This is a genomic window from Sphingomonas sediminicola, assembly GCF_049991885.1.
Classification (GTDB): Bacteria; Pseudomonadota; Alphaproteobacteria; order Sphingomonadales; family Sphingomonadaceae; genus Sphingomicrobium; species Sphingomicrobium sediminicola.
In genome coordinates this window covers 2,009,210-2,035,242 of sequence record NZ_CP178916.1, presented here as the reverse complement: position 1 = coordinate 2,035,242, position 26,033 = coordinate 2,009,210, and the positions used below count along the sequence as shown (strand labels likewise).

Here is a 26,033-nt window from a genome sequence, read left to right as displayed (position 1 = left end):
GCATTCGATAGCGCGATCGAAATGACCGATACGCTGTCGCCAGAACTGCTCGCCCGCTACGCAGATGCGCGGATGCCGCGCTACACGAGCTATCCCACCGCTCCGAATTTTTCGGTCGCGGTGGGCGAAGCGGATTACCGATCCTGGCTCGCGTCACTGACCCCGGGGCCCGCATCGCTCTACGTCCACATCCCGTTCTGCCGGGCGATGTGCTGGTATTGCGGATGCCACACGACGGTCGCCTCGCGCGAAGCGCCGGTCGCGAGGTATCTCGACAGCCTGACTAAGGAAATTGGACTGGTCTCGCGATACGTGCGGGGATTGCGGACGATCAGCCACCTCCATTTCGGCGGCGGCACTCCGACGATGATGAGCCCGGACCAGATGCGTTCGATCATGGGCGAACTGCGGACTCGATTCTCCTTCGAATCCGACGCGGAAGTCGCGATCGAGATCGATCCGCGCACGCTGTCGGAAGAAATGGCCCAGGCGCTCGGCGAACGTGGTTTCAATCGAGCAAGCCTTGGCGTCCAGAGCTTCGACATCCACGTGCAGCGTGCGATCAACCGTGTTCAAAGCTTCGAGCAAATCCAGGAAGCAATTCGGCTGCTTCGCGCGAACGGAATGAAGCGCATCAACTTCGACCTCATCTACGGCCTTCCGAAGCAGTCGCTGCAATCCTGCCTCGACACGGTCGAGCAGGCAGTGACCCTGCGTCCCGACCGGCTCGCTGTGTTCGGTTATGCGCACGTGCCGGCGTTCAAGCCGCACCAGCGCAAGATCCACGAGGCCGCGCTTCCGAATTCCGACGCGCGGTTCACCCATTCGCGCGCAATCGCCGACGCGCTGGTTCGCGCAGGTTACGTCGAGATCGGCCTCGACCATTTCGCTTTGCCCGACGATCCGCTTTCGCAAGCCGCAGCGAAGGGCAGACTTCACCGCAACTTCCAGGGCTATACGACCGACGAGGCCGAGGTGCTCATCGGGCTTGGCGCTTCGTCGATCGGGCGGATGCCGGAGGGCTACGTTCAGAACGAGACCCGCATACCGATCTACCAGCGGACCGTAGCCGAGGGTCGGCTGCCGATCGCGCGCGGGTATCGCTTCGAGGGCGAAGATCGCCTTCGCGGCGCAGTGATCGAGCGGCTGATGTGCGACAATCGCGTCGATGTCGCCGAGGTGTGCCGGGGGTTCGACACAGATCCCAAATGGCTTCTCCAAAGCGCAAGGCTCGAACCGTTGATTGCGGATGGATTGGTCGAACGAGACGGTGCGGAGATTGCGGTCAAGCCGCACGCGAGGCCGCTGGTGCGATCGATCGCCGCCGCTTTCGATGCGCACCTCGCGCCGTCGGCCGACCGCTACAGCCGCGCGGTCTAGCTCAACTGCACTTGGAGTAACCGCACTCCAGGCAATTGTTGCAGCCTTCGACCTTGATCAGCGACGACGCGCCGCACTGCGGGCATAGGGGCAGCGGCCGAGCCTGCGGTTCGAAGGCCTTCGCGGGCGCCTCAGCAACGATAAGGCCGGTGAGATGCCGCTCGACGATGTCGCCGATCGCCGCGAGCAGCGACGGCACGTAGCGGCCCTGCATCCAGGCGCCGCCGCGCGGGTCGAAGACCGCTTTCAGCTCCTCGGCAACGAAGGCCACGTCGGAACTCCGCCGAAACACGGCCGAGATCATCCGAGTGAGGCCCAGCGTCCAGGCATAATGCTCCATGTTCTTGGAGTTGATGAACATCTCGAACGGGCGGCGCTGACCATCCAAATCTACGTCGTTGATCGTTACGTAGACCGCGTGCGCGCTCTCGGGCCATTTGAGCTTGTAGGTGGTTCCGTGAAGCTGATCCGCGCGGGGCGCCAGCGGCTCTTCCGCCTTCGGTACAGGCTTCGCGGTCTCGGCGACGCTCAGGATTGATCCCGTAACCGGGTTCGGACGATAGGTCGTCAGTCCCTTCAGGCCAAGATGGTAGCCTTCAACATAGATGTCGGCGAACGCGCCGAAGCCGATGTCCTCGGGGCAGTTCACAGTCTTGGAGATCGAGCTGTCGACCAAAGCCTGGGCGGCCGCTTGCATGGTTAGATGGTCGGATGGCGTAAGGGTTTGCGCGCTGACGAACAGGTCCGCGGGAGGCGGCGCATCGCCCCTCACTTGCCGCCAGACGCGCATCGCGCAATCCTCGACTTGTTCCTCGCGCCTGGTCCCGTCGGGTTGGAGGATCTTGCGGGTGTAGCTGTAGGCGAACACCGGCTCGATACCCGAGGAGACATTGCCGGCGAGAAGCGACGTGGTGCCGGTAGGCGCGATCGACGTAAGGCAGCCGTTTCTCAGGCCATGCTCGCCGATGAGCGCGCGCGTCTCCTCGTCGAGATTTGCGAGGTTCGGCCGGTCGAGCATGCTTGGATCGTAGAGCGGGAAGGCGCCCTTCTCCGCCGCAAGCCCGGCCGAGGCTCGATAGGCCTCGCGCTTGACGATGCCGAGCCATTGACGCGTCAGCGCGACGGCTTCGCTGCTTCCGTAGGCCGCGCCGCAAAACAGCAGCGCATCGGCCAAGCCGGTAATGCCCAGCCCGATCCTGCGCTTGGCCTTGGCCTCCGCCTCCTGTCCCGGAAGCGGGTAGCGCGAAATGTCGATGACATTGTCGAGCATCCGCACGGCTGTACGAGTGAGGTCGGCAAGCTGCTCCTCGTCGAGCTCTCCGCCTTCAAAAGGATTGTTGACCAGCCGTGCGAGGTTGATCGATCCGAGCAGGCACGCGCCATAGGGCGGAAGCATCTGCTCGCCGCAGGGATTGCTCGCGCTGATCGACTCGCAGTGAGCGAGGTTGTTCTGCTGATTGACGCGGTCGACGAAGATTACGCCGGGCTCGGCGACATCGTAGGTCGCGCGCATCAGCCGCTCCCACAGCTCGCGAGCACGGACGGTGCGCACCGTTTCGCCGCCGAAAACGAGGGGCCAGTCCATATCGCTTCCAAGCGCCGTCATGAAGCTGTCGGTCACCAGCACCGACAGGTTGAAATTGCGGAACCTCGCTGGGTCGCGCTTCGCGTCGATGAACGCCTCGATGTCGGGATGGTCGATGCGGAGGCAGCCCATCATAGCCCCGCGCCGCTGCCCCGCGGACTGAACCGTCCGGCACATCGCATCCCAGCAGTCCATGAAGGTCAGCGGGCCTGACGCCTCCGCGCCCACTCCATGCACGGCGCTTCCCGAAGGGCGGATGGTGGAGAAGTCCATCCCGACGCCGCCGCCCTGCTGCATGGTCAGCGCGGCCTGCTTCAAATGCTCGAAGATGCCGTCGAGGCTGTCGGGGATGGTCCCCATGACGAAGCAGTTGAACAAGGTGACGCTGCGGTCCGTGCCTGCACCGGCAAGCACGCGGCCCGCCGGAATGAAGCGCATGCCTTCGATCGCATCGCGGAAGCGCGCCTGCCACTGCTCGCATAGCTCAGGAATCTCGGCTTCGGCGACGGCACGCGCGACCCGATCGGCCGTTTCCGCGAAGCTGGAGTCGCCCTCTCCATCGCCCGACCTGAAGCGATATTTCGCCGTCCAGATTTCCTCAGCGAGCGCGATTTCGAATGCCATCGTTCCCTCCAAACTTGGCGTCGAAGGAGGGTGGCACGCGCGGGCCGGTGCGCTTTTGATCCAGCGCAAATGCGGGCCGGGGATTTGCTTGGTCAGAAGCGGCGCAAGCCGGTGGCGGAGACGGAGGGATTCGAACCCTCGGTACGGGAATTCCCCGTACGGCGGTTTAGCAAACCGCTGGTTTCAGCCACTCACCCACGTCTCCGGAAGCGGCGCTAGGCCGCGGGCTATATAGGCGGCTTCCGGAAGCTTCAACCTGAACCGCGCTATTTCGCGCGGACTTCGATACGCATGTCGAGCCGCATTTCTTCGCCCGGCTCGATGATCCTCAATCCGAGCTCAGGCCAGTCGGGCTCCGGAGCATTGAGCGCTGAATTCGCGTGGGTGACCGGCTCGGCGACGAAGAAGCCCCCGCTTGTAGGCGAGAAGATCTGGAAAAAGCGGGCCTGCGGCGACGACAGCTCCAGTTCGCACGGCCAGTCGGGGTCGTTCATCACGACGCGCCCGCTCCAGCCCTCGAAGCCGTTGTCGAGGTCCTGCCCGCAGATGAGGCGGTCGCGGAGATCGTATCGTCCCGTCGCGGGGACCTTCGCGACCGGCAGGACTTGCGCGTCGATGGTCCATGCGAAACCGACTTCCGTGTCCAGTCGGGTTTGAGCAGTGCATGGAAAATAGGGATGCTGCCCAAGACCGCACGGCATGAGCTCGCTTGATTCGTTGCGGCAGGTGAGCGCCAGATCGAGAACGGGCCCGTCGAGCCGAAACTCTTGGCGCGCGGTATAGGCCCAGGGCCATTCGCCGGACTCGTGGTGATACGAAAGCGTCGCGAAACCATCGCTGGATTCCTCAACCTTCCACGGATTGAGCCAGCCCTGGCCATGCAGCGGACTCGAGTCCCCGCCCATGTTCGGCTCAAGCGAGACCGTCCGGCCCCGAAAGCTGAACGACCCGCCCCGAACCCGGTTCACGAACGGAACGAGTGGAAAGCTTGCGGCCTCCAGAACGTTTTGAAGCGGACTGTGTCCTTCGCGCAATATCGGCCGTGGGCCGCCTTCGCCGACATAGGTCAGTCGGGAAATTGCCCCGCCAATCGAAGGGCTTAGCTCCAATTCAAGGTCGGTTGAGGAAAGGGTTAGGGCATCGGAAGGCATGGCAATTCTAAACCTCACACAACCGAAACTTCACGGATGCGCAACTTCGCTGGGGATAAAACCCGATTAGACGTTGCGCCGGGATTCAGGCGATTGGTATTTTGCCCCCGGGACGGGGAGAGGGTCATGGGTAGACGCGTCAAAGATTTTATCGAGATCAGCGAGTACACCTCGCTCGACCAGCTCATCAACGCGCTGACGGCGATCAGGGACAATCTTCCGGCGGATTCCGATCCGGAACTTCGAATGAAGGGCGACGACGTGTTCGGCCGGCGCCTGTCGATCAGCTACTTCCGCGAACTGACGGAGGAAGAGGCAAGCGTGGAAGGCCGGTACAACGGTTCCGACCTGCCCGAGGCTAACGCCGAAATCGAGCAGCTTCGACATCAGCTCGACGACGTCGACTTCGAGCGCGACGACCGTGTCGCCAAGCGCCGCATCCGCCGGGTAGCATAAGAGTTCACCACTCCGCGAAGCTCCCGTCCGCCTGGCGCCAGATCGGGTTGCGCCACGAATGCGGGTCCTTGTGAGCCTCGCGCACGATGTCTTCGTCGATGTCTACGCCGAGACCCGGCCCGGCCGGAATCGGAAGGTATCCATCCTGCGGAGTCAGCTGCTCTTTCTGCTTGCAGTAGGTGAACAGGTCCGCGCCGACATTGTAATGGATGCCGAGGCTCATCTCCTGGATCGCGACGTTGGGCGCGCAGGCCGCAACCTGCAGGCAGGCCGCTAGCGCCAGCGGTCCAAGTGGGCAGTGCGGAGCGACGGCCACGTCATAGGCTTCGGCCATCGCCGCGATCTTCCGGCATTCGAGAATTCCGCCGGCGTGGCTCAGGTCAGGCTGGATGATGTCGACCGCACCTGCTTCGAAGAAGGGCTTGAAGTCCCAGCGCGAATAGAGCCGCTCGCCGAGCGCGATCGGCGTGCTGGTGAGATTGGCAATTTGCGCAAGCCCTTCCGGATTCTCGGACAGCAATGGCTCCTCGATGAAGAGCAGGCCGAGCGGCTCGAGAGCTTTCGCCAACTGCTTCGCCAACGGGCGATGGACACGTCCATGGAAGTCGAGCCCGACGTCCATTCCAGCCGCCTGCGCGGCCTCGACCCGCGCGATTACGTCGTCGAAAATCCTGGGCGTGCCGATCCAGCCTAGCTCCGCGGTCGCATTCATCTTGACCGCCGAGAAGCCCTGCTCGCTGCGGGCTCTTGCGGCTGCGCCGATCTCGTGCGGCCGATCCCCGCCGATCCACGCATAGGCTCGAACCTTGTCGCGGACGCGCCCACCCAGCATTTCCCACGCGGGAAGATTCAGCGCGCGACCCTTGAGATCCCACAGCGCCTGCTCGAACCCCGCGAGCGCGGACATCAGCACCGGCCCGCCGCGATAGAATCCGCCGCGATATCCGATCTGCCAGATGTCCTCGATCCGGAAGGGGTCGTGGCCGATGAAGCGGTCGCGAAGCGCAGCGAAGGCGCCGTCAACCGCTTCAGCCCAGCCCTCTAAGCTCGCCTCGCCCCAGCCTACGGCACCGTCGTCGGACTCCACCCGCACGAACAGCCAGCGCGGCGGGACATAGAAGGTCTCGATCTTCCCAATCTTCATGTCGTTTCCTGCGGCGAGTTGGTTTGGCCGATATCGATCTCTTCAGTCTGAAGGCGGCGACGCGCCTGTTCCTCCTGCTCCCGCGCGTGCGCCATGTCGTAATGGGATGGTGGGACGATCGGGACGACGAGGCAGAGGCTCGATGCCGGAAGCACCTCGCGCCAGTCGCGGATCAGACGTTTGTAGGCGCGGCCAACGTTCCGAATGTTTCGGTCGAGATCGTAGAGCCCGAGCGCATTCACGTTGCCGTTCTGCTCCCGAAGCGCCGTGTCCCAGTCGACCTGGTCGGTCAGCGAGTACCAGGTGAAGCCGACGGTCGGGATGCCCACGTTGCGCAGGCGGAGGACGTTCGCCCACTCCTTCCACAGCCAGTGGACTGCCTCGTCGCCGACCGGCCCTTCGACCAGATTGGTCTCGGTGTGCATGATCGGAAGCCGGTAGCGGTTGTAATATTGCCGCGTGATCTCGGTGTAGCCGAACACTTCGCCCGAAGCGGTCGTGTGGCCGTTCTCGAACACTCGGTGTTCGTTCGTCCGGTAATAGTCGTTGCCCAGGATGCAGTGCTGCTTCAGCCGGTTGTGAAGGAAGAAATGATACTCATCCTTCGTCATCCCGTTCTCCATCAGATACTCGTACATCTCGCTGTCGACGCGGCGGCCGTAGTTGAGGTCGAGACTGAGGAAGCGGCGGGAGTTCAGCACTTCCGCCTGATGGATCGCTGCCGGTGAATCGGCGTGGAAATATTCCGACGATTCCGACTGGATGAAGATGGCGTCGGCGCGGTGCTTCAGGATTTCGAGCATCGCGAGAACGTTGGCTCGTACGATGTGCTTCAGCGCGGTGACGAACCCCCGGTCCGTCTTCATCTGCTCGTTCCACCAGCCGTACTTGGCCGAGAAGATCGCGCAGATGAACATCTCGTTGACCGGCGTGTAGAGCTGCACCCACGGGAAGCGCTCGGCGAACGCCGCCGCATATTGCGCGAACAGATGCGGGAAATCCGGATTCTGGAAATTGCCGATCCAGTCGGGAACGCCGAAGTGGCAGAGGTCCACGATCGGGATGATGTCGCGCCGCTTCAGCTCCGCAAAAGTGATGTCGGCGAATTCCCAGTCATACTTGCCGGGCCCGAGGTAGGTTTTGTGAATCGGCGGGCCATAGCGGAGGTAGTTGATCCCGATGTCCTGGACGCAGTCGAAGTCCTCGCGCCAGCGCTGATAGTGCCCGCAGCTTTCCATCTCGTCGACGCGGGTCTTGCCGTTATTGATCGTGGGGATGCTGTTCTCGATCCCGGTCGCGAACATGAAGTTTGCGATGGTCCAGTCTCCTTAGGCGCCGCTATTCCGGACGGGTGCCCGCCAGTCCCGTCAAACGACAAGAAACCATGGAGCCTTGTCGCGTTCCCAATGTTCTTTGACGCATGCACTGGGCAGAAGGTTTCATTGCCGCCGATTGGGGGACGACGAACCGCCGTGCGTACCTGATCGATGGTGACGGCAAGTGCATCGACGAGTTCGAGGACGAGAAGGGCATCCTTTCGGTTCCCAAGGGCGGGTTCGAAGCTGCTGTCCAGGAAATTCGCGAACGTCTCGGCGACCGGCCGCTGTTGCTCGCCGGCATGGTCGGATCGAACCGCGGCTGGATCGAGGCGCCCTACGTGCCCTGTCCCGCCGGGATCGAGGATCTCGCCAAGGCGCTGGTGTGGGCTGAGGCTGAGCAAACGGCGATCGTGCCCGGCGTCTCCTTCATCGATGCCGACGAAGCGGACGTCATGCGTGGTGAGGAAGTCCAGCTTTTGGGCGCCTATGCGGCCGGGCTCGTCTCCGCGAATGCTTTGGTCTGCCATCCCGGCACGCACAATAAATGGGCGCGGCTGGAAAGCGGGGGAATCGCGCGGTTCACGACTGTAATGACCGGCGAGCTCTTCAACCTCCTGCGTGAGCACAGCATCCTTGCCGACTTGCTGTCAGGGAGCGCCGAGCCCGGCGAGGCGTTTGCATCCGGGGTCCGCCGAGGCCTTGATGACGAATGCCTGACCGCCGAACTGTTCAAGGTCCGAGCCAGGGTCCTGCTTGGGCAAGCCGATGCGAAGGATGCGCCATCCTATGGAAGCGGCCTGTTGATCGGAGCGGACGTCCGCGCTGGCCTCCGTCAGCGTGGTGAGGCCGAGATCGTCGTAATGGGCCGACCGGAGCTGACCCGACTCTATTCGGAAGCGCTTCGGATCGCCGGCAAACGGTGCCACGAGGTGGACGGGGAGCAAGCGTTCCTTGCCGGTGCGAAACGGATCGTGGAGTTGATCGGATGAACGCAGCCAAAGACTTTCGGACCTATCTTGCGGAGTGCCCGCTCGTCGCGATCATCCGCGGCGTGACCCTCGCCGACGCGGAAGCAATAGCCGGCGCGATCTACGACGCCGGCATGCGGATCATCGAGGTTCCGCTCAACTCGCCGGAGCCGTTCGAAAGTATCCGGATCATCGCCGAAAGGTTCGGCGATCGAGTGCTGGTCGGCGCCGGAACCGTCCTCGATCCGGCAGACGTATCTCGGGTCGCGCAAGCAGGAGGCCGTCTGGTCGTTTCGCCCAACACGAATACGGCGGTGATCGGGGCCACCGTCGCCGCCGGGCTCGTCTCGTCGCCCGGCTATTTCACCCCGTCGGAAGCCTTTGAAGCGATCCGCGCGGGTGCGCACGCGATCAAACTGTTTCCGGCCGAAGCGGCATCTCCGACGGTCGTGAAATCACAGAGGGCCGTGCTTCCTAAGAACGTTCCGCTGATCGTAGTGGGAGGTGTGACGCCCGAATCCATTCCCGGCTGGATGGCTGAGGGTGCCGACGGCTTTGGGCTTGGTGGCGGGCTCTACAAATCGGGCCAGGACCCGCAAACGACGCTCGAGAAGGCGCGTGCCTTTGTGGCGGCGGTCAAGCGCTGATGCAGCCGATCCGAATTGCCATCATCGGCTTCGGCAAGATCGCCGCGGACCAGCATGTCCCCTCGATCGCCGGGAATCCACGGTTTGAGCTGGCCGCATCGTCGAGCCGTTCCGGGCAAGGCGTCCATCCCGTCTTTACGGACTGGCGCGAACTGTTGAAGCAAGTCGAAGGACTGGAAGCGGTCGCGATCACCACGCCACCCTCCCCGCGTTACGAGATTGTCCGCGAGTGCATTGCACGCGGCCTCCACGTACTGATGGAAAAGCCGCCAACGGTGACTCTCAGCGAGACCGACGAGCTGGCCCGCCTCGCGGAAGCGAAAGGTGTAACGCTTTTTGCGACCTGGCATGCGCGGCACAACCCGGCGGTCGCGACTGCAGCGCGGTTGCTCGCGGGAAAGCGCATTTCTGAAATGCGGATTCTCTGGCACGAGGACGTTCACAAATGGCACCCGGGTCAGCAATGGATCTGGGAACCGGGGGGCTTCGGCGTGTTCGATCCCGGCATCAACGCCTTCTCGATCGCGACGGCGATTTTCCCCGGCTCGCTGTTTGTTCGGTCAGCCGAGTTAAGCTTCCCCGAGAACGCGCAAACCCCCATCGCTGCGGAGATCGAATTCGCGGGCGACGTCGCCGACGGGCCGCTCCACTGCAGTCTCGATTGGCGCCGCACCGAGGGAGAAGAATGGACGATTTCGGCACGGACGGCCGATGGCGCGGAGGTCCAGCTGACCGAAGGGGGCTCACGGCTGTTTGTTGGCGGCGTGGAACAAAATGTCGGCAAAAGCGGTGAATACTCGGACATCTATCGTGAATTCGTCGATTTGATCGACGAACGTCGCAGTTCCGTGGATGTGCGTCCTCTGCGTTTGGTGGCCGATTGCCTCCTGGCATCGCGCCGGAGGATCGTCGAACCGGTTAGCCTATGAGATGATTGGCGTGGTTAATCCTTGTTAAATGCCGTACCGCAAGCGTAATGACTTGCGAGGCGGCGCTGTCAGCGCACGCTGAGGGGTTTTGTTGCGTATGTCAGACACCACTATCAACGAGCTGGACAGGCTCGATGGGGCATTTGCGGGCAATCTCTTGCTCGCGACCTTTTCCGCTGAAGTTCGCGGATTGCTCGAGCCGCATGGCGACGTCGTCAGCCTCGCTGTCGGCGATCACGTGCAGGTCCGGGGCCAGGACGTGGAGTGGAGCTACTTTCCATTCGGGACGACGATGATCTCGCTGGTCGTCGAGATGGACGACGGACGGACCGTGCAAGTCGCCTCGATCGGACGCGAAGGCGCAGTTGGGGGCATCGTCAGCTGCGGAAGCGCGCCCGCGTTCGCGCAGGCGCAAGTCATGGTCGGCGGGCCCGCGATGCGGGTTCCGATGGAAGCGCTCGAAGAAGCGAAGAGCCGATCCGGCTTCGTCGCCAATCTCTTCTGCAGATTCTCGGACTATCTCCTTGCAGAGGTCATGCAGTCGGCCGCGTGCAACAGCTTTCATTCGATCCAGCAGCGAGCTGCACGATGGCTGCTCACGGCACAGGACCGCGCAGGCGACCGGATCGAACTGACACAGGAGGCCCTGGCCGAGTTGCTTGGAGTGCAGCGCACGACGGTGAATGCGGTGGTCGGCGCGCTCCAGGACCTGGGTCTGATTTCGGCCCGGCGCGGCCGGGTAATCGTCGTCGACCGGGCCGGTCTGAAACGTCACGCCTGCGAGTGCTATTCGATCGTCGGCGAACATTTCGGATCGGTGATCGGCCCAAGCGGGTCGGGCGGAAGCGAGGGCTGCTAGCCGGCGAACGTCCAGTTCAGCCGCTGTCCGGCGTGGAACGGGACGAGTTCGATATCGCCGATGCCCAGCCGTTCGGGCACGTATTCCTCGTCCCGCTCCAGCGTGACCGTTCCCTCGTTAAGCGGCAGGGCGTAGAAATTCGCGCCATGCTCGGAGGCAAAGCCTTCGAATTTGTCGAGTGCGCCTTCCTCTTCGAAGACCGTAGCATAGCTTTCGAGAGCGTAGGGCGCGTTGAAAATCCCCGCGCAACCACACGCAGATTCCTTGGCATGGCGGGCATGCGGTGCGGTGTCGGTCCCGAGGAAGAATTTGGGCAAGCCTGAAACGGCAGCGGCGCGCACCGCCAACCTGTGCTTCTCCCGCTTTGCGACCGGCAGGCAGTAAGCGTGCGGCCGCAAGCCACCGGCGAACAGAGCGTTTCGGTTGAGGTGGAGGTGCTGCGGCGTAATCGTTGCCGCGATATTCGGGCCGGCGTCCCGCACGAAGTCCGCCGCTTCGGCGGTCGTGATGTGCTCGAGCACGATCTTCAGATCGGGAAAGTCGCGAGTGAGGCCGATGAGCACGCGGTCGATGAACACGGCTTCCCGATCGAAGACGTCCACGTCCGGGTCGGTCACTTCGCCATGGACGCACAGCACCATTCCGATCCGCTGCATCCTTTCCAAGGTCGGATGGAGATTGTGGACGTCCGTGACCCCAAATGCAGAGTTGGTCGTGGCATTAGCGGGGTAAAGCTTGGCCGCGATCCAGACATCGTCGTTGAAGCCGCTTTCGACGACGTCCGGATTTGACTCGTCGGTCAGGTAATAAGTCATCAACGGCCTGAACTCTCGTCCTGCCGCCTCCCAGATCCGCTCGCGATAATCGGCGGCCGCCGGAATAGTCGTAATCGGCGGGACGAGATTCGGCATGACGACGGCGCGCGCGAACTGCCGCGCTGTGAAGGGCGCGACCACTCGCAACATTTCGCCGTCACGCAAATGCACGTGCCAATCGTCGGGGCGGCGGATCGTCAGGCTTTGCATCGTCACGGCGGCTCCCTAACTGAAGGTCATGGCCGCTACCACCCTGACCGATCGCGCAATCGTCCGCCTGTCCGGAGAAGATGTGGGCAGCTTCGTGCAAGGATTGGTCACAAGCGACATCACCCAGTTGCCGGTTTGGGCGGCACTGCTGACCCCGCAAGGCAAATGCCTGTTCGATTTCATGATCTGGGCGGACGGCGAGGACCTGCTTTTCGATTGCGAGGCAGATTCGGCGGACGACTTGATCAAGCGGCTGTCGATGTATCGCCTGCGTCGTCCGATCCGGATCGAGCGAGACGAAACGGTGGCAGTGCATTGGTCGCTTAACGGCGCTGAAACCGCCGATCCGCGACTTGCGGAACTTGGCCATAGGTGGCTCGCCCCCGCTTCCGAAGCGGCCAGCGGCTGGCTCGAACATCGGCTCAACCTCGGTGTCTGCGAAGGCCGCGCGGAGCTTGGCGACCTGCTCTGGCTCGAATGCAATGCGGCGGAGCTCAACGGCGTCAGCTTTACGAAAGGTTGCTTTGTCGGCCAGGAAAACACCGCCCGGATGAACTGGCGGCAGAAGATCAATCGCCGGCTCGTCGTCGTGCCTGCAACGGAAGCAGGGCCTCGTACTCGCGTGCTTTACGAGCACCTCGGGTTGGCGGTTGAGCATCGGCGCTTGGACGACTTCGCCGGCGCAATCATCCCGCAGTGGCTCGCGACCGCGCTGGCTCAGCCAAGCACGGCGTAAGCCCGCACCGGGAAGGTCCCCATCCCCTTCACCTTCGGCGGTGTCGCCGAAAATCGGAAGCCTTTATCGGGCAGGCTCCCGAGGCCCGTCATATGCTCGCAAATCGGAATGCCGGCGCGAAGCAATGCGGTGTGCACGGGGCGCGTACGCACCCGCGTATCGTCTATGTTGTGGCTGTCGATCCCAACCAGAGCAGCGCCCTCAGCGACCAGCCGTTCGGCAGCCGCCGGGGTCAGGAAAGAATGATCGTGATAATAGGCGTCCTGCCCCCAATGCCGGTCCCAGCCAGTCGCAACGAGCACCGCGCATCCTCGCAAATGAAGCCCGTCGAACGCTCCGGCGTCGACCGCCAGTCCGGACTCAAACGGATGCCGAACGACAATTGCAGGAAGGTGTGCGAAGGATTCGACGCCGACCTCGCTCAAGTCCTTGCCGTCGGCAAAACGATGGGACGGAACGTCGACATAGGTGCCGGTATTGGCGACCATGTCGATCCGGCCGATCTGGAAGGTCGAGCCGTCGTCGTAATTGGCCGCCGACTGCTCGCGCGAGATGAAGTCGCAGACGTGGGGGCCGGGCAGGCCCTTGTAGGTCACCATACCCTCGGTGATGACGTGGCTTAGGTCGACGAGCCGCGGCGCTGAGTGATCTTCCATAGAGCCACCAATCCTATTCCCATCCAGACGATGTTGAGCGCGGTCGAAGGAAGCGCTCCGTGCCACCATCCGTTGATGGTGAAGCCGGCGGCGCCGACGACGTTCATGCCTTGGTAGACGACCGACTGGCCGGTCAGCTTCCCGGCGGAAAGCAAGAGATAGGCCAGCAGGATAAGCAGCGCGCCGGCCCAGCCGACGACTTCGACGGCAATCTCGACGGCCGTCATGCCGCTCGCCCCGATCTGCGGAGCAGACTTCCAAGGGCGGCAATCAGCATTCCGGGAAGAGCCAAGACCAGCAGCATCACGACGCCCGGAATCCAGAGGCTGCCGATGCCCCTGGTGACGGCCATGACCGGAAACTGCGCCAGCATGAGGATCAGGGGCCAGCGCCAGGTCCGCTCTGGAAATGCGTAGCCAAGTAGCCCGCTAAGCGCACAGGCGACGGGTAAGTAGATCGCCCAATATTCGCCTGTGTCCCACGGCTCGCGGCCGCCGGATGAAAGGGTCGCAGCAGACCACAGCAACGTGCCGCCGGCGAAGGACACAAGCCAGCCGGCAGCGTCCCTCACGCCGCCGCGAGCCTCCGAAGCACGTAGTGCAGGATGCCGCCCGACTTGAAATATTCGAGTTCGTTGTAGGTATCGATGCGGCAGCGAGCGGTGAAGCTGAACTCGCGCCCGTCGTCCTTCACCACCTGCACGGTGACATCCTGCCTCGGCTTCAACTCGCCGATGCCGGTGATCGTGTACTTCTCGTTTCCGTCGAGCCCGAGCTTCTCCGCATTCTCTCCAGTCTGGAACTGCAGCGGAAGCACGCCCATGCCGACAAGGTTCGAGCGATGGATGCGCTCGAAGCTTTCGGCGATCACCGCTCGGACGCCGAGCAGCACAGTGCCCTTGGCCGCCCAGTCGCGCGAGCTGCCTGTGCCATATTCCTTGCCCGCGATGACGACGAGCGGACGATTATCCTGCTTGTAGAGCATGGCCGCGTCGTAGATCGCCATCGTCTCGCCGGTCGGCGCGTAGCGGGTGAAGCCGCCCTCGACATTGTCGAGCATGCGGTTGCGGATGCGGATGTTGGCAAACGTGCCCCGCATCATCACTTCGTGATTGCCGCGCCGCGATCCGTAGCTGTTGAACTCGCCGCGGCTGACCTGTCGCTCCAGCAGATAGCGGCCGGCGGGACTGTCCGGCTTGATCGCGCCCGCAGGCGAAATGTGGTCGGTGGTGATCGAATCCCCGAACACGGCTAGCGGACGGGCCGCCTCGATGTCGCCCGGCGGAACCGGCTCCATCGTCATGCCGGTGAAGTAAGGCGGGTTCTGGATGTAGGTCGATGCGGCCGGCCATCCGTAGGTGTCGCCGCCCGAGACCGGGATCGCCCGCCAGCGCTCATCGCCGCGATAGACGTCCGCGTAGCGTGTCCGGAACATGTCCGAATGGACGTGCGCGTCGATCAGCGCGCGGATTTCCTCGTTCGACGGCCAGATATCCTTGAGGAATACCGGCTCGCCATTCGTCGCAGTGCCGATCGGCTCGTGAATCAGGTCGGCCCGAACGGAACCCTTCAGAGCATAAGCGACCACCAACGGGGGCGATGCGAGATAGTTGGCGCGGCAATCCGGCGAGACCCGGCCTTCGAAATTGCGGTTGCCCGACAGCACGCTGACCGCGACCAAGTCATTGTCGCTGATCGCCTTTGAAATTGGCTCGGCGAGAGGACCGGAATTGCCGATGCAGGTCGTGCAGCCGTAGCCGACGAGGTCGAAGCCCAAGGCGTCCAGATCCTCACCAAGCCCGCTGGCGTTCAGATAATCGGTGACCACCTGGCTGCCGGGGGCGAGGCTAGTCTTGACCCACGGCTTGGGAAGCAGGCCCTTGGCGCGAGCCTTCCTCGCGACCAGCCCGGCGGCGACGAGCACGGACGGGTTGGACGTGTTGGTGCAGCTGGTGATCGCGGCGATCACGACGTCGCCATTGCCAAGGTCGAACTGCTCGCCTTCGACCGCGACGCGAGGGTCTTTGTGCTTCTTGTAGGTGTGCTCAAGCTCGGCGTTGAACTGGTCGTCGACGTCGCCCAGCACGACGCGGTCCTGAGGGCGCTTCGGTCCGGCGAGCGACGGCTCGATTGTGCTCATGTCGAGCTCGAGCGTGTCGGTGAATACCGGCTCCGGGTTTGAGATGTCGTGCCAGAAGCCGTTGGCCTGGCAATAGGCGCGGACCAGCTCGATCGTCTCGTCGGAGCGGCCGGTGAGCTTCAGATATTCGATCGTTCGATCGTCGATCGGGAAGAAGCCGCAGGTCGCGCCATATTCCGGCGCCATATTGGCGATGGTCGCGCGGTCGGCGACGCTCATCGTCGCGAGGCCCGGACCGTAGAATTCGACGAAGCGTCCGACGACGCCCTTGGCCCGAAGCAGCTGGGTGACGGTCAGCACGAGGTCGGTGGCGGTGATGCCTTCCTTGAGCTGACCCGACAGCCGGAAGCCGACGACCTCCGGAATGAGCATCGACACCGGCTGGCCGAGCATCGCCGCCTCGGCTTCGATGCCGCCGACGCCCCAGCCGAGAACGCCGAGGCCATTGACCATCGTCGTATGGCTGTCGGTTCCGACGAGCGTATCCGGGAACGCGACCGTCTCGCCGTTCTGGTCCTCACCGCTCCAGACACCCTGCGCGATGTGCTCTAGGTTCACCTGGTGGCAGATGCCGGTTCCGGGAGGCACGACCTTGAAATTGTCGAACGCGCCGCTGCCCCACTTTAGAAACTCGTAGCGCTCTCCGTTGCGGGCATATTCCAGCTCGACATTTCGTTCGAAGGCCTTGGGCGTGCCGAACTCGTCGACCATCACGCTGTGATCGATGACGAGGTGAACGGGTACCAGCGGATTGATCTTTTGCGGGTCGCCCCCGAGCTGCTTCATCGCGTCGCGCATGGCGGCAAGGTCGACGACCGCCGGTACGCCGGTGAAATCCTGCATCAGCACGCGCGCGGGCCGGTACTGGATCTCGCGGGAGATGCTCCGTTCCTTCTGCCAGTCGACCATTGCCTGCAGGTCGTCGCGAGTGACGGTCGTGCCGTCCTCGAAGCGGAGCAGATTCTCCAACAGCACTTTCATCGAGAAGGGCAGGCGGCTGATGTCGCCAAGCTGTTCCGCCGCCTTTGGCAGCGAATAATAAGCGTAGGTTCGGCTTCCGACGGTCAGGTTCGAGCGAGTGTTGAGGCTGTCCTGGCCGGTCGGAATCATCGATGAGGTCCTGTGAGTGCTTGAGTTCTGGGAGCGCCCGCTAGATGGGCAGCGCACCGGCCCTTAGCAATCACCTAGGCAGGCCGCAAACCACCTCAGATCCAGCCGCGCCGCTTCAGATACCAGATCGGCGCGACGGCGCTGATGAGGATGAGCGTAAGCGCCATGGGATAGCCGAATACCCACTGAAGCTCCGGCATGTGCTTGAAATTCATGCCGTAGATGCCGGCGATCAGGGTCGGCGGGAGAAACACGAGCGCCGCCCACGAAAACAGCTTCATCGCGGCGTTCTGCTCGATGCTGATCAAGCCGAGCGATGCGTCGAGCAGGAAGATGAGGTTGTCGCCGAGAAAGCTACTGTGTTCGATCAGGGAATGAACGTCGGTCGATAGGCTGCCGACGCGATCCTTGATGATAGCGGCCCCCTCGCTCTTCATGTGCGTAGACGCCGAAAGGAAGCTGAGCAGCCGGCCGGTGCTCACCGCAGTCTCCCGGACCTTCGCGAGCAATGTTTGCGCACGGCCTATGCGGGTCAGCAGCGCGGTCAGCCGGTCGGCCGGGATTCTGCGCGCATTCGTCTGCTTGGCAAAGATATGCGTCGAGATCTTCTCGATCTCCAAACCCGCCGATTCCAGCTCATCGGCGAGCCGGTCAACGATCGCGTCGAGGATTCCGTACAGTGCAGTCAGGGAGTCCTGAACCAGCGAGTGCTCGCGCCGCGCATGCTGCTGGAAAGCGCGCACCGGCTTCGGGGTGACATAGCGAACCGTCACGAGGCGATCCTTGGTGAGAACGAAGCCGACGGGATCGCTTTTCGGTCCGCCTTCCTCGACGCCGTAAAGGGCGCTCAAGGTCATGTAGAGCGCGCCATTCTGCTCGTAGAGACGGCTCGACGGCTCGATCTCGCGCATGTCCTCGCGGGTCGGCACCTGGACGCGAACGCACTCTTCGACGAGCTTGTCTTCCTCGCGGGTCGGTTCCTCGAGGTCGATCCAGGTCGCGTCGTCGGGAATCCGTTGGCCCTTGCCCGGATCGATGATGCTTCCGTCACAATTTGGTCCGTAGGCGCGCAACATCGTGCGTCGTGTCCACCCAACAGACCGGCTTTGCAAGCCGCTTCGCTCTGCTAAGCCTAGCAGGAATGACTCGCTCGAAGCGCGCGGCCGTCGCCGCCATTGTCCTCCTCGCTGCGACCGCCATGCTGCTGTACCTGATGGGACGGCCGCCAATCTGCACTTGCGGGGCGATCGATCTGTGGGTCGGCGAGCCGAACAGCTCGCGAACCAGCCAGATGCTGTCGGACTGGTACAGCCCGAGCCACATCGTTCACGGCTTTCTGTTCTTTGCCGGCCTGTGGCTGGTTGGGCGGCGCTGGCCGTTGGAAAGGCGATTCCTCATCGCGCTAGCCATCGAGGCGGCGTGGGAGATCGTCGAGAACACGCCCTTGATCATCAATCGCTACCGCGAAGAAACCGCGGCGCTCGGCTACACCGGCGACAGTGTGCTCAATTCCATTTCCGATATCGCGATGATGATCGGCGGCTTCCTGGTGGCGCGCAGGCTTCCGGTCTGGGCCTCCGTCGCCATCGTGCTGGTCCTCGAGCTCGTCCCATTGTTCGTCATCCGCGACAATCTGACTCTCAACGTCTGGATGTTGCTCGCGCCGAACGAAGCGCTCAAGGCGTGGCAGTCGGGCGGCTCCGCTTCGGCACTAATTGCGCACTTCATGCATTGAACCCGCCAAGGAACACACCAACGTGAAATCAATTGCCCTCGCCGCGACTGCTCTTCTTGCAACTGCCTTCGCAGCGGCCCCCGCACAGGCCGACGAGATCGTAGGCGGCGTCTATGTCCACGACGTCGACACCATCCTGACGATCGCCGGCGTCGAGAAGGGCGCGGACGTGCAGATCGGATGGCGGGGAGACCGGATCGGCAAGACCCCGCTGCAGCCCTATGCCTTCGTTGCCATCAACACTGCCGGGGAGACGAACTACGGAGCGATCGGGCTCTCAGCGAAGTTCGGCAAGCGATTCTTCATTCGCCCTGGTCTCGGCATCGCGGTCCACACGGGCTCGGCGAAAAATTACCAAATCGAGGGCAATGGCGAGCTGGAATTCGGCAGCCGCATCTTGTTCGAACCGGAACTGGGCATTGGCACGCGCATCAACGATCGAATGACGATCGAGGCGAGCTGGGTCCACATGAGCCACGGCACTCTGTTTGGAAAGCAGAACCCGGGCATCGATAACATCGGCGGCCGGCTGAGTTTCAAACTCTAGCTAAAGGCACCGATTGATCTGGGGCGCCGTGCCCTGGGTCAGCTTGAACGGCCCCAGCTCGGTCCCGTCTTCCAGCTTCACGCTAAGCGTTAGGTCCTGCTTGATCGCAAGCCCGGTGTAGGTCGCGCGTTGCGACGTGAAGATCTGCCCGGTGCGGATCGGCCCCGACGCTCCGGTCCGATGTGTCCCGGTCACGGTGAAGGGGACCTCGGCGGACGGGATGGCCTGGTCGATCGTCCCCGACGCGCAGTCGTACTCGACTGTCCCGAGGCCGCCCTCCAGCACGAGGCCGATGCCCGGTCCGCCCCAGGAGCCGCTCAATGTCGTCGGTCCCTGGCCGAGCGTTGAGCAGCCCGCCAGCGCAAATAGGGAAACTGCAAAAAGCGCTTTCATCCACCCCCCTTGTCTAGCCGCCGATCATGTTCTCCGGCTTCACTACCCGATCAAAGGTTGCCTCATCGACAAGGCCAAGCTCAAGCCCCGCCTCCTTCAGCGTCTGGCCGGTCTTGTGTGCATGCTTCGCGATCGCCGCCGCATTGTCGTACCCGATCTCCGGAGCCAGGGCGGTAACCAGCATGAGCGAGCGGCTCATATGCTCGGCGATGCGGCTCTCGTCCGGCTGTAGCCCGTCGAGCAGCCGCTTGGTGAAGCTCTCCATGCCGGTGCTGAGCAGGTTGATCGAGCGGATCACATTGGCCCCGATCAACGGCTTGAACACGTTAAGCTCGAGGTGGCCCTGAAGACCGCCGATCGTCACCGCGACGTGATTGCCCATGACCTGCGCGCCGACCATCGTCAGCATTTCCGCCTGGGTCGGATTGACCTTGCCAGGCATGATCGAGCTCCCCGGCTCGTTCTCCGGCAGCTTCAGCTCGCCGAGGCCGGAGCGCGGGCCGGAGCCGAGCAGACGGATGTCGTTCGCGATCTTGGTCAGCGATACGGCAATTGTGTTCAGAATGCCCGAAAGCTCAACCATCGTGTCATGGGCGGCGAGCTCGGCGAACTTGTTCGGGGCGCTCGTGAACGGAAGGCGCGTAAGGTTGGCCATCTCCTTGGCGAAGGCCTCCGCAAAGCCCTTGGGTGCGTTCAGGCCGGTGCCAACGGCCGTTCCACCCTGCGCCAGGCGATAGATCCTCGGAAGCACGCCTTCGACGCGCTCGATGTTGTCCGCGAGCTGTTGGGCGTAACCGGAGAATTCCTGTCCCAGCGTGAGCGGCGTCGCGTCCTGCAAGTGCGTCCGCCCGATCTTGACGATCTTGTCCCAGCGGCCCGCGAGGTCGACCAGACGGTCGTGCATCGTCTTTAGCGCCGGCAGGAGCCGGGCATTAATCGCCCTCGCGGCCGAGACGTGGAGGGCAGTCGGGAAGCTGTCGTTGGACGACTGGCCCTTGTTCACGTGATCGTTGGGGTGAACCGGCTCCTTGCCGCCGCGCGTCCCGGCCAGCTTTTCGTTGGCTCGCCCCGCAATCACCTCGTTCGCATTCATGTTCGACTGCGTGCCGGAGCCGGTCTGCCAGATGACCAGCGGAAACTGGCTGTCGAGATCGCCCTTGGCGACTTCGGCGGCTGCCTGCTGGATCGCTTCTGCGAGCTGCGGGTCCAAGCCTCCGATCCGGGCATTCACCCGCGCCGCGGCCTGCTTGATGAACCCCAAGGCGTGGACGATTTCGAGCGGCATCTGCTCGCGCGGGCCGAACGGGAAATTCTCGATCGACCGCTCGGTCTGAGCGCCCCAATAGGCGTCCGCGCGGACTTCAATCGGGCCGAAGCTGTCGGTTTCGGTGCGCGTGCTTTTCAAATGTTCCTCCGTCATCCCGGCCTCGATCCGGGACCCGCATCCTCGTTTGGGCGCATTGGAAGGCAGGCGGTCGCCGGGTCAAGCCCGGCACGACGAAAGCGCACGCTACTTCTTGCGAGTGAAGTCCACGTTGACGACGTTCGAGCCATCCTCGCCCGGCTCAACCTGGGGAGTGTCGTTCTCCGCTTCCTCATGTTCCTCGTGAAGGTCCTCGGCGCCGTTAGCCTGGAACTTGAGGCTGAAGTCGACGCACGGGTCCACGAAATCGGTGACCGCGGCGAACGGCACCTGAAGTGTCGACGGCACGCCTCCGAATGACAGGCCCACGGTGAAGCCGTCTTTCTCGACCTTCAGGTCCCAGAAGCGATGCTGGAGCACGATGGTCATCTCATCCGGGAAGCGCTCGGAGAGATGCTTGGGGATACTGACCCCCGGCATCTTGGTCTTGAAGGTGATGTAGAAATGATGGTCGCCGGGCAGTGCTCCGGTGCGCTCGACCTGCCCCAGAACGCGGCCGACCACGTCGCGCAGAGCCTCCTGCACGATCTCGTCGTACGGGATGAGGCTTTCTGGAGTCTCGTCGCTCATAAGCAAAGGTGGTAGCGAGGCAGCGCCCCCGGTCAAGCGGAGTCCGCAATGCCAATCGATCCGACGCAACCCTATGACGACAATAATGTCTTTGCCCGCATCCTGCGCGGGGAACTGCCGTCGAAGAAGGTCTACGAGGACGATTTTGCCTTTGCATTTCACGACATAAACCCGCTCGCGCCGGTTCACATTCTCGTCATCCCGAAGGGGTCATACGTCTCCTGGGACGATTTCTCGGAAAGGGCTTCCGACGAGGAGATCGCCGGCTTCATCCGCGCCGTGGGCAGAATTGCCCGGGAAGAGGGACTCGTCGCGCAGGGGTATCGCATTCTCGCCAACATCGGAATGCGCGGAGGCCAAGAAGTGCCGCACCTCCACGCGCACATCTTCGGGGGCGAGCCTCTCGGGCCGATGCTCGCGCGCTAGGGGATTGCCCTCTCGGGCTGAGCCGCTAGGCTCCGCCGCAAACCTATCTGCCATTTAAGGGGAGAATTGATGGCGACTGCCGCACCACGGGGCGTGCTCGGACGCATGATGCTGCGCAAGAGCGTGGCCCAGGTTCAAGAAGAGACCCGGACTAGCGAACTCAAAAGATCCCTCGGACCGTGGAATCTCGTCTTCCTCGGCATCGGCTGCATCATCGGCGCCGGCATTTTCGTCCGTACGGGCAATGCCGCCGCGCTCCACGCTGGCCCAGCGGTGCTCATTTCCTACCTGATCGCCGGCGTTGTCTGCGCGTTCGCCGGCCTATGCTACGCTGAGCTAGCCTCGACGCTCCCGGTGTCGGGCTCCGCCTACACCTACAGTTACACGACCATCGGCGAGTTCGCCGCATGGGTCATGGGCGCGCTGCTCCTCCTCGAATACGGTCTGGCGGCATCCGTCGTCGCGGTGGGTTGGTCGGGCTACATGGTCAGCCTGCTGGGCGACATGGGACTTCACATACCAGCCGATCTCACCGGTCCGACGGGTCATCCGATCATGGTCGACGGCGTGGCTACCGGCGCAAGCTATTTGTTCAACTTGCCCGCGTTCCTCGTCTGCGGCGCCCTGGCAATGTTGCTGGTGATCGGCGTCTCGGAATCGGCAAAGTTCAACAACGCCATCGTCGCCATCAAGGTGACGGTGCTGGTCGCATTCATCATCGTCGGCGGCTTCATCATTCTGAAGAACCTGCCGGCCTATACGCCCAACTGGGATCCGTTCATTCCGGCACCGACCGGAGAGAAGGGCGAGTTCGGCTGGAGCGGAATCCTCCGCGCCGCCTCGATCGTCTTCTTCGCCTACATCGGGTTCGAAGCGGTCTCGACCGCGGGCCAGGAAGCCAAGGACCCGGGCAAGGACATGCCTTTCGGAATCATCGGCTCGCTGCTCGCTTGCACGGTGATCTACATCCTGGTGTCGATCGTCCTGACGATGATCGTGAACTACAAGATGCTGAACGTGCCGGATCCCGTCGCCGTAGCCGTCGACGCTTTCGGTCCGCAGTGGGCGTGGTTCGCCAAGACCATCAAGGTCGGCGCGATCATCGGCCTGACTTCGGTCATCCTCGTGCTGATGTATGGACAGACTCGCATCTTCTATACGATGGCTCGCGACGGCCTGCTTCCGAAGCCTTTCGCCAAGGTCCACCCGAAGTTTCGCACGCCGTATATCAACACGATGCTCGTCGGCGTGATCGTGGCCTGTGCCGCGGGCTTCTTCGACATCAACACGCTGGGCGACATGACTTCGGTCGGAACGCTCGCGGCCTTCGGTATCGTCTGCTTGACGGTGATCTGGCTGCGCCGCACCCACCCAGACATTCCGCGCGGCTATCGCGTGCCACTCTATCCGGTGCTTCCGGCGCTCGGCATTCTCTCGTGCTTCGCGCTGATTTTCACCGTGGAGACAAGGGTGTTGGTCTTCTTCGCCTGGTACACAGGAGCGATGATCGTCCTCTACTTCGTCTACGGAATGAGGAACTCGGAGCTCGCCAAGGGCCACTTCGAGACCGGCGAGGGCGAGTTCCCGCTGTTCCCGGAGGACGCCCCGCTCGACGAAAAGGGCGAGCCCATCGTCCGTCCGTAACGACGGGAAAGTACCAAAAGTTGAGGGCGGTCCTTCGGGGCCGCCCTTTTCTTATTCGACCAAATCGCCTGCCAGCGCCTTGAGGTCCGCCTCGGGCCGAGCACCATAGTGCTGGATAACCTCGGCGGCCGCGATCGCGCCCATACGCAGCGACTCTTCGAGGCTCCGTCCGCGTGCCGAGCCGAGCAGGAAGCCGGCCGCGAACAGGTCGCCTGCGCCGGTCGTGTCGACCAGTTTGCCGATCGGCTCAGCGGGAACGTCGGCCCGCTCGCTGCCTCGGGTCGCCAGTGCGCCATCCTCGCTGCGGGTGACCACGAGCGTCTCGACTTTGTCCTTCACCGCGGCAACCGCGCTCTCGAGATGCGGGATTCCGGCGAGCGCCTCGATCTCGGCCTGGTTGGCGAAGAGGATGTCGATGCGGCCACCGTCGATCAGCTCGTTGAAGCCGTCGCGGTGACGATCGACACAGAACGTGTCCGACAGAGTGAACGCCACCTTCCGGCCCGCTTCACGTGCGACCTCGATCGCCCGGACCATCGCATAGCGCGGCGTTTCCGGGTCCCACAGATAGCCTTCAAGATAGAGGATCTTGGCCGAGCGGATCTGCTCCTCGTCGAGTGCGCTCGCCGGCAGATGCTGCGCAGCGCCCAGGAACGTGTTCATCGTCCGGTGGCCATCCGGAGTGACGAGAATCATCGACCGCGCAGTCGGAATGCCGATGTCGGAGGCAGGCGTTATGAACTCCACGCCCGCGGCAGTGAGGTCGTGCCGGTAGAATTGTCCAAGCTGGTCCGGAGCGACCTGGCCGATGAAGCCTGCGCGACCGCCAAACGCCGCGATCCCCGCAGCCGTGTTACCGGCCGATCCGCCGCTTACCTCGTGCGCAGGCCCCATGTGCGAGTAGAGCCGCTCGGCCTCTTCGGCGTCGATCAGGCGCATCGAGCCCTTCACCAGCCCTTCGGCGTCCAGGAAGTCGTCGGTTGCGTTGGCGATGACGTCGACGATCGCATTACCAATGCACAGAACGTCGAGGCGGCAGTCGGTCATGTAAGGGCACCTGTTGAATTTACGGGGGAAAGCGCGCGCCTAGCTTCGCCGGGCGCGGGCGGCAAGCTTGCCTCGCACCTCGACCGCCGCCATGACTAGGCGATGCGCCGTATCCTCTTAGTCGCCGCTGCCTTGTCGCTCGCCGGGTGTATGGCACGAGCGCCGCAGCCCGAGCCAGCGAAGCCGCCACCGGTCGTGGAGACTCCGCAGGCAAGGAGCAACCTGATCGGCATGTCGGCCGGCGAGTTGATCCAGCGCATGGGCCAGCCCGCGCTTCAGGTCCGCGAGGGACCGGGCCTCAAGCTGCAGTTTCGCGGACGCTCCTGCATCCTCGATGCCTATCTCTACCCACCGACCGAAGGGACTGGAGTCGAGCGTGTCACGCATGTCGACACGCGACTTGAGAACGGCAACGACACGTCTCAGCCTGCCTGCATCGCCTCGCTGACCCGCTCCTGAAGCCGGCTCATCGCCCAGCTAGCTGCCTCGGCGATTACTGGATCGGGATCGGAAAGGTGCGGCTCGACGCTTGCTGCGAGTGCCGCTGATCCACTGTTTCCGGCGGCGACCAGGCAATTGCGCACCATCCGGTTGCGGCCGATCCGCTTGATCGGCGAGCCCGCGAACATCTCGCGAAAGGCTGCATCGTCGAGTCCGAGCAAGTCCGCGAGTTGGGGCGCGGTGAGCTCTGCTCGAGGCAGGAACGCCTTATTGGCTGCCGCCGCCTCGGCGAACCGGTTCCACGGGCAAACCGCCAGGCAGTCGTCGCAACCGTAGATATGGTTCCCCATCGCTTCCCGGAGTTCGACTGGAATCGGCCCGTCATGCTCGATCGTCAGGTAGGATATGCACCTGCGCGCATCGATCCGATGGCTCGGCCCGATCGCTTGGGTCGGACAGGCATCAAGGCAGCGGGTGCAGGTGCCGCAGTGGACGCCATCGGTCGCGGGCTCATCCGGCTCAAGCTCCAGTTCCGTCAGGATCACGCCCAGGAACAGCCAGCTGCCATGCTCGCGCGAAACGAGGTTGGTGTGCTTGCCCTGCCATCCGATTCCGGCCGCTTGGGCCAGGGGCTTTTCCATCACTGGAGCCGTGTCGACGAACACCTTCAGTTCCGACGGCGAGCGCCCGACGATGAACCGCGCCAACGCCTTCAGCGCCTTCTTGACCGTCTTGTGATAGTCGCCGCCCTGGGCATAGACCGAGATGCGTCCGCGCTCCGCCTCGTCGGCGAGCACCATCGGGTCCGAAGCGGGCGCGTAGCTCATTCCAAGTGCGATCGCCGACTTCGCGCCCGCCCACAGAGCCGTCGGCGACACGCGATGGTCGGCGCGAGCCTCCATCCAGTCCATCGTCCCGTGATGCCCGGCCTCAAGCCAGCGCCGGATAGCGAGCCCGGCCGCATCGGCCGCATCCGCCCGCGTGAAGCCGCAGGCAACGAAGCCCAGGCGCTCGGCCTCGGCCCGTATTGCCTCCTTAAGGGTTTGGCTCCTATCCACAGGTCGCGCCATAGCTCGCAA

Annotated in this window: 27 protein-coding genes and 1 tRNA gene; 12 read left to right on the top strand and 16 right to left on the bottom strand. The window is 63.3% G+C overall.

All coding sequences use genetic code 11. From position 1 onward, the window contains the following. The first annotated feature begins 21 nt into the window (after positions 1 to 21). Entirely contained in the window at positions 22 to 1,380 is a 1,359-nt protein-coding gene (hemN, locus tag ACMC5O_RS10605) for an oxygen-independent coproporphyrinogen III oxidase (RefSeq protein ID WP_222949872.1), read from the top strand. Position 1,381: 1 nt separating this feature from the next. On the opposite strand, the gene ACMC5O_RS10600 is transcribed toward hemN, so the two are convergent. The 3 genes from ACMC5O_RS10600 to ACMC5O_RS10590 form a co-directional block, all read right to left on the bottom strand. After that, on the bottom strand, positions 1,382 to 3,589 hold the full coding sequence (locus tag ACMC5O_RS10600) for an adenosylcobalamin-dependent ribonucleoside-diphosphate reductase (RefSeq protein ID WP_426692823.1): 2,208 nt from the start codon (positions 3,587 to 3,589) through the stop codon (positions 1,382 to 1,384). 112 nt (positions 3,590 to 3,701) lie between these two features. Beyond that, positions 3,702 to 3,794 (bottom strand) — tRNA-Ser (locus ACMC5O_RS10595). Between the two features lie 61 nt (positions 3,795 to 3,855). Then, positions 3,856 to 4,740 (bottom strand): aldose 1-epimerase, encoded by an 885-nt coding sequence (locus tag ACMC5O_RS10590; protein WP_246444292.1) that lies wholly within the window; start codon positions 4,738 to 4,740, stop codon positions 3,856 to 3,858. A 126-nt stretch (positions 4,741 to 4,866) separates the two neighbouring features. Here ACMC5O_RS10590 and ACMC5O_RS10585 point away from each other — a divergent pair, with 126 nt between their 5' ends. Next, positions 4,867 to 5,196: a hypothetical protein gene (locus tag ACMC5O_RS10585; RefSeq protein WP_187708818.1), complete on the top strand. Its 330-nt coding sequence runs from the start codon at positions 4,867 to 4,869 to the stop codon at positions 5,194 to 5,196. A gap of 4 nt (positions 5,197 to 5,200) precedes the next feature. On the opposite strand, the gene dgoD is transcribed toward ACMC5O_RS10585, so the two are convergent. Both dgoD and ACMC5O_RS10575 read right to left on the bottom strand, forming a co-directional pair. Then, entirely contained in the window at positions 5,201 to 6,340 is a 1,140-nt protein-coding gene (dgoD, locus tag ACMC5O_RS10580) for a galactonate dehydratase (RefSeq protein ID WP_187708819.1), read from the bottom strand. Beyond that, positions 6,337 to 7,644: a family 1 glycosylhydrolase gene (locus ACMC5O_RS10575; RefSeq protein ID WP_187708820.1), complete on the bottom strand. Its 1,308-nt coding sequence runs from the start codon at positions 7,642 to 7,644 to the stop codon at positions 6,337 to 6,339. The genes dgoD and ACMC5O_RS10575 overlap by 4 nt, the downstream gene beginning before the upstream one ends. A gap of 116 nt (positions 7,645 to 7,760) precedes the next feature. Between ACMC5O_RS10575 and ACMC5O_RS10570 the strand changes: the two genes are divergently transcribed. From ACMC5O_RS10570 to ACMC5O_RS10555, 4 genes are all read left to right on the top strand, one after another. Then, positions 7,761 to 8,648, top strand: coding sequence for a 2-dehydro-3-deoxygalactonokinase (locus tag ACMC5O_RS10570; RefSeq protein WP_187708821.1), 888 nt, complete (start codon positions 7,761 to 7,763; stop codon positions 8,646 to 8,648). After that, positions 8,645 to 9,274, top strand: a complete 630-nt coding sequence (locus ACMC5O_RS10565) for a 2-dehydro-3-deoxy-6-phosphogalactonate aldolase (RefSeq protein WP_187708822.1) — start codon at positions 8,645 to 8,647, stop codon at positions 9,272 to 9,274. The genes ACMC5O_RS10570 and ACMC5O_RS10565 overlap by 4 nt, the downstream gene beginning before the upstream one ends. Further along, positions 9,274 to 10,203, top strand: coding sequence for a Gfo/Idh/MocA family protein (locus tag ACMC5O_RS10560; RefSeq protein ID WP_426692822.1), 930 nt, complete (start codon positions 9,274 to 9,276; stop codon positions 10,201 to 10,203). Before ACMC5O_RS10565 ends, ACMC5O_RS10560 begins: the two co-directional genes overlap by 1 nt. 97 nt (positions 10,204 to 10,300) lie before the next feature. Then, positions 10,301 to 11,062 (top strand): Crp/Fnr family transcriptional regulator, encoded by a 762-nt coding sequence (locus ACMC5O_RS10555; RefSeq protein ID WP_187708824.1) that lies wholly within the window; start codon positions 10,301 to 10,303, stop codon positions 11,060 to 11,062. On the opposite strand, the gene pyrC is transcribed toward ACMC5O_RS10555, so the two are convergent. Continuing rightward, entirely contained in the window at positions 11,059 to 12,087 is a 1,029-nt protein-coding gene (pyrC, locus tag ACMC5O_RS10550; protein WP_187709809.1) for a dihydroorotase, read from the bottom strand. The two genes, ACMC5O_RS10555 and pyrC, sit on opposite strands and share 4 nt — an antisense overlap. Positions 12,088 to 12,115: 28 nt before the next feature. Here pyrC and ACMC5O_RS10545 point away from each other — a divergent pair, with 28 nt between their 5' ends. Next, entirely contained in the window at positions 12,116 to 12,823 is a 708-nt protein-coding gene (locus ACMC5O_RS10545) for a YgfZ/GcvT domain-containing protein (RefSeq protein ID WP_187708825.1), read from the top strand. Here the strand turns inward: ACMC5O_RS10545 and ACMC5O_RS10540 are convergent. The 5 genes from ACMC5O_RS10540 to ACMC5O_RS10520 form a co-directional block, all read right to left on the bottom strand. Beyond that, entirely contained in the window at positions 12,805 to 13,479 is a 675-nt protein-coding gene (locus tag ACMC5O_RS10540; RefSeq protein WP_187708826.1) for a cyclase family protein, read from the bottom strand. The two genes, ACMC5O_RS10545 and ACMC5O_RS10540, sit on opposite strands and share 19 nt — an antisense overlap. Next, complete coding sequence (locus ACMC5O_RS10535; RefSeq protein ID WP_187708827.1) at positions 13,443 to 13,706, bottom strand: CBU_0592 family membrane protein; 264 nt, start codon at positions 13,704 to 13,706, stop codon at positions 13,443 to 13,445. Before ACMC5O_RS10535 ends, ACMC5O_RS10540 begins: the two co-directional genes overlap by 37 nt. After that, positions 13,703 to 14,050 (bottom strand): hypothetical protein, encoded by a 348-nt coding sequence (locus tag ACMC5O_RS10530; RefSeq protein WP_222949877.1) that lies wholly within the window; start codon positions 14,048 to 14,050, stop codon positions 13,703 to 13,705. The genes ACMC5O_RS10535 and ACMC5O_RS10530 overlap by 4 nt, the downstream gene beginning before the upstream one ends. Then, on the bottom strand, positions 14,047 to 16,728 hold the full coding sequence (gene acnA / locus ACMC5O_RS10525) for an aconitate hydratase AcnA (RefSeq protein WP_426692821.1): 2,682 nt from the start codon (positions 16,726 to 16,728) through the stop codon (positions 14,047 to 14,049). The genes ACMC5O_RS10530 and acnA overlap by 4 nt, the downstream gene beginning before the upstream one ends. Before the next feature lie 95 nt (positions 16,729 to 16,823). After that, entirely contained in the window at positions 16,824 to 17,804 is a 981-nt protein-coding gene (locus ACMC5O_RS10520; RefSeq protein WP_187708829.1) for a magnesium transporter CorA family protein, read from the bottom strand. A gap of 65 nt (positions 17,805 to 17,869) precedes the next feature. Here ACMC5O_RS10520 and ACMC5O_RS10515 point away from each other — a divergent pair, with 65 nt between their 5' ends. Together ACMC5O_RS10515 and ACMC5O_RS10510 are read left to right on the top strand one after the other, a co-directional pair. Then, entirely contained in the window at positions 17,870 to 18,463 is a 594-nt protein-coding gene (locus ACMC5O_RS10515) for a DUF2585 family protein (RefSeq protein ID WP_187708830.1), read from the top strand. 22 nt (positions 18,464 to 18,485) lie between these two features. Further along, positions 18,486 to 19,010: an acyloxyacyl hydrolase gene (locus ACMC5O_RS10510; RefSeq protein WP_187708831.1), complete on the top strand. Its 525-nt coding sequence runs from the start codon at positions 18,486 to 18,488 to the stop codon at positions 19,008 to 19,010. On the opposite strand, the gene ACMC5O_RS10505 is transcribed toward ACMC5O_RS10510, so the two are convergent. The 3 genes from ACMC5O_RS10505 to ACMC5O_RS10495 all read right to left on the bottom strand — a co-directional run bounded on the left by ACMC5O_RS10505 (position 19,011) and on the right by ACMC5O_RS10495 (position 21,396). Then, complete coding sequence (locus tag ACMC5O_RS10505) at positions 19,011 to 19,403, bottom strand: hypothetical protein (protein ID WP_187708832.1); 393 nt, start codon at positions 19,401 to 19,403, stop codon at positions 19,011 to 19,013. Between the two features lie 13 nt (positions 19,404 to 19,416). Then, entirely contained in the window at positions 19,417 to 20,808 is a 1,392-nt protein-coding gene (gene fumC / locus ACMC5O_RS10500) for a class II fumarate hydratase (RefSeq protein WP_426692820.1), read from the bottom strand. A gap of 105 nt (positions 20,809 to 20,913) precedes the next feature. Further along, positions 20,914 to 21,396 (bottom strand): SspB family protein, encoded by a 483-nt coding sequence (locus tag ACMC5O_RS10495; protein ID WP_426692819.1) that lies wholly within the window; start codon positions 21,394 to 21,396, stop codon positions 20,914 to 20,916. Positions 21,397 to 21,444: 48 nt separating this feature from the next. Between ACMC5O_RS10495 and ACMC5O_RS10490 the strand changes: the two genes are divergently transcribed. Together ACMC5O_RS10490 and ACMC5O_RS10485 are read left to right on the top strand one after the other, a co-directional pair. After that, positions 21,445 to 21,822 carry a histidine triad nucleotide-binding protein gene (locus ACMC5O_RS10490; RefSeq protein WP_426692818.1) on the top strand — a complete coding sequence of 126 codons (378 nt, stop codon included), beginning with the start codon at positions 21,445 to 21,447 and terminating at the stop codon, positions 21,820 to 21,822. Positions 21,823 to 21,891: 69 nt separating this feature from the next. Continuing rightward, a complete protein-coding gene (locus tag ACMC5O_RS10485; RefSeq protein ID WP_246444295.1) occupies positions 21,892 to 23,466 on the top strand; it encodes an amino acid permease in 1,575 nt (524 codons plus the stop codon). Between the two features lie 51 nt (positions 23,467 to 23,517). Here ACMC5O_RS10485 and ACMC5O_RS10480 read toward each other — a convergent pair whose 3' ends face one another. Continuing rightward, the gene (locus tag ACMC5O_RS10480) at positions 23,518 to 24,513 is read right to left on the bottom strand and encodes an adenosine kinase (RefSeq protein WP_187708834.1); all 996 of its coding nucleotides are present in this window, start codon (positions 24,511 to 24,513) and stop codon (positions 23,518 to 23,520) included. Positions 24,514 to 24,615: 102 nt separating this feature from the next. Between ACMC5O_RS10480 and ACMC5O_RS10475 the strand changes: the two genes are divergently transcribed. After that, positions 24,616 to 24,972 carry a hypothetical protein gene (locus tag ACMC5O_RS10475; protein ID WP_187708835.1) on the top strand — a complete coding sequence of 119 codons (357 nt, stop codon included), beginning with the start codon at positions 24,616 to 24,618 and terminating at the stop codon, positions 24,970 to 24,972. On the opposite strand, the gene queG is transcribed toward ACMC5O_RS10475, so the two are convergent. Next, positions 24,936 to 26,024: a tRNA epoxyqueuosine(34) reductase QueG gene (gene queG, locus ACMC5O_RS10470; RefSeq protein WP_187708836.1), complete on the bottom strand. Its 1,089-nt coding sequence runs from the start codon at positions 26,022 to 26,024 to the stop codon at positions 24,936 to 24,938. The genes ACMC5O_RS10475 and queG overlap by 37 nt on opposite strands. Positions 26,025 to 26,033: the final 9 nt, after the last annotated feature.